This is a genomic window from Pseudactinotalea sp. (assembly GCF_048594945.1).
Classification (GTDB): Bacteria; Actinomycetota; Actinomycetes; order Actinomycetales; family Beutenbergiaceae; genus Pseudactinotalea.
In genome coordinates, this window is record NZ_JBMDXJ010000495.1 from 1 (window position 1) to 1,894 (window position 1,894).

At 69.1% G+C, this 1,894-nt stretch carries 3 protein-coding genes; 2 read left to right on the forward strand and 1 reads right to left on the reverse strand.

The window, feature by feature from the left end; translation table 11 throughout:
- Positions 1 to 221 precede the first annotated feature (221 nt).
- On the reverse strand, positions 222 to 1,160 hold the full coding sequence (locus ACOJSN_RS22360; protein WP_420114695.1) for a hypothetical protein: 939 nt from the start codon (positions 1,158 to 1,160) through the stop codon (positions 222 to 224).
- A gap of 96 nt (positions 1,161 to 1,256) precedes the next feature.
- Between ACOJSN_RS22360 and ACOJSN_RS22365 the strand changes: the two genes are divergently transcribed.
- Positions 1,257 to 1,604: an ArsR/SmtB family transcription factor gene (locus tag ACOJSN_RS22365; protein ID WP_420114696.1), complete on the forward strand. Its 348-nt coding sequence runs from the start codon at positions 1,257 to 1,259 to the stop codon at positions 1,602 to 1,604.
- Positions 1,601 to 1,894, forward strand: a 294-nt coding sequence (locus tag ACOJSN_RS22370) for an SRPBCC domain-containing protein (RefSeq protein ID WP_420114697.1), incomplete at its 3' end; no start/stop codon positions are given. The genes ACOJSN_RS22365 and ACOJSN_RS22370, both read left to right, overlap by 4 nt.

Consider the following 1,894-nt stretch of genomic DNA (forward strand, 5'->3'; position numbering starts at 1 on the left):
GGGAACTACCGGCGCGGCAACGAGCGCCGCTGAGGCCGCGCCGATCGCGCGTGGCCGGACACAGGCGCGACCGCGCGCTTGCTGGCCCATCGCTGCGACACGACGTGGCGCACACGCCATCGTCACCACCCAGCGGTTCAGGCTCGCTGCCCTGGCTGACCTCGGACTCATGTGACTACCTCCACCGACCAGGAGCCCACCAGCCCGTCTGTGATACGCGCTCAGCCGCCGATGAGCCCGAGCGCGGTGAAGGCCTCGGCGATCGCGCCATCGATGCGGACCGTGACCGAACCGTCGGAACGGTGGGTGACCTGCTGCGAGTGCCCGTCGGCGGCGACGTAGAACACCTCGGGCGTGATGGCGCCGGGGTTGCTGCTGAACTGGCCGTTCGCGAGGTTGACCATGCCGTTCATCGCGGCGAGCGTGCCCTGACCGGCGACCTCGTGGATCGCGATCATGTGCCGGTGCGGGATCGCGACCAGCAGCCCCGGCGCCTGCCCGGTGCTGCCGATCTGTTCCAGCAGCTGGTCGAGCGCCAGGAACCGTGACGGACCGAAGAAGTCGTCGGTGACGAACACGTGCACCACGGCTTCGGTGCGTTCGGAGTCGGCCGCCACCGGGTCGTGCCGCATCGGCGGCAGCGCGCGGATGTTCTCGAGCGCGATCGGGCGGATCTCGTCCCAGGTGCCGAGCCCGCTGAGGCCGCCCAGCTCCTCGGTGTGCTCGGGGTGGTCGATGGTGACCATGCCGATGATGCCGGGCAGCACCGGTGAGTCGTAGTCGGGTGCTTGCGGCAGCGCGGACGCCGCTCGCAGTCGCAGGTAGAGGCGGTCGCGCACCTCGGCGAGCGACCCCGGCCCCGGGGCGTCGATGGTCGAGTCCATGATCCTGACGTGGTTGGCGATGAGCTCGTGCCACCGGTCGCGCGGTAGTCGCTCCAGCTGCGCCTCGAGGTTTCCGGTACCGAACGCGCGACCGTCCATGCCGCGCAATCCACCCTGACCGTCGGCGACCACTTCGCGCCCCATCTGCGCGAACTCCCGTTGTACCTGCTGCACGATCGCCGCACGGTCCGCATCGGTGAGCGGGCTGGGGCCGGCCGGTTCACCTGCCGGGCCTGCGCCGTCGTCCTTCTTGCGGAGCTTGTCCCACCAACCCATGGCAGCAGCCTGTCACGGTCTTGTTCTCAACCAGATAGTTGACAAGACCGAGCGACGGGTCTACGTTGTAATCAACCAACTGGTTGAGGAGGCATCATGGCGGACGAGCTGTCCCAGGTCTTCGCCGCACTCGCGGACCCGACGCGGCGCGACATCGTGGCGCGCCTGGCCTCGGGCGACGCGACCGTGACCCAGCTCGCTGAGCCGTACGCGGTCAGCGTGCAGGCGATCTCCAAGCACCTGCGGGTGCTCGAGGACGCCGGACTGGTCACCAAGACCAAGGACGCCCAGCGCCGCCCGGTGCACCTCGAGGCGGAGGTGTTCGACCTCATGACGAAGTGGATCGAGCGCTACCGGCGCGAAGCCGAGCAGCGCTACCAGCGCCTGGACGCCGTCCTGGCGGAGATGACAGAACCGAGCAACGAGAAGGGACAAGCATCATGACCACCATCACCGAAGCGACCATCGAGGCCGACGAGCGCGTGCCGCTCATCCGGATCACCCGGGACTTCGCGGCCACGCCGGCGCAGCTGCTCAAGGCACACACGGACCCCGAGCTGTTCGCCCGCTGGGTCGGACCGAACCGCATGGACACCGAGATCCTCGCCTGGGACGCCCGATCCGGTGGCGAGTGGCGCTACGTGGCCCGCCGCGACGGCGAGGAGTACGGCTTCCGCGGCTGCTTCCACGAGGTCAGCGACACCACGATCGTGCAGACGTTCTCGTTCGAGGGC

Bases quoted from the DNA above. Each gene is read 5' to 3' on its own strand.
- ACOJSN_RS22365 (WP_420114696.1), top strand. From the start codon at position 1,257: ATGGCGGACGAGCTGTCCCAGGTCTTCGCCGCACTCGCGGACCCGACG.
- ACOJSN_RS22360 (WP_420114695.1), bottom strand. From the start codon at position 1,160: ATGGGTTGGTGGGACAAGCTCCGCAAGAAGGACGACGGCGCAGGCCCG.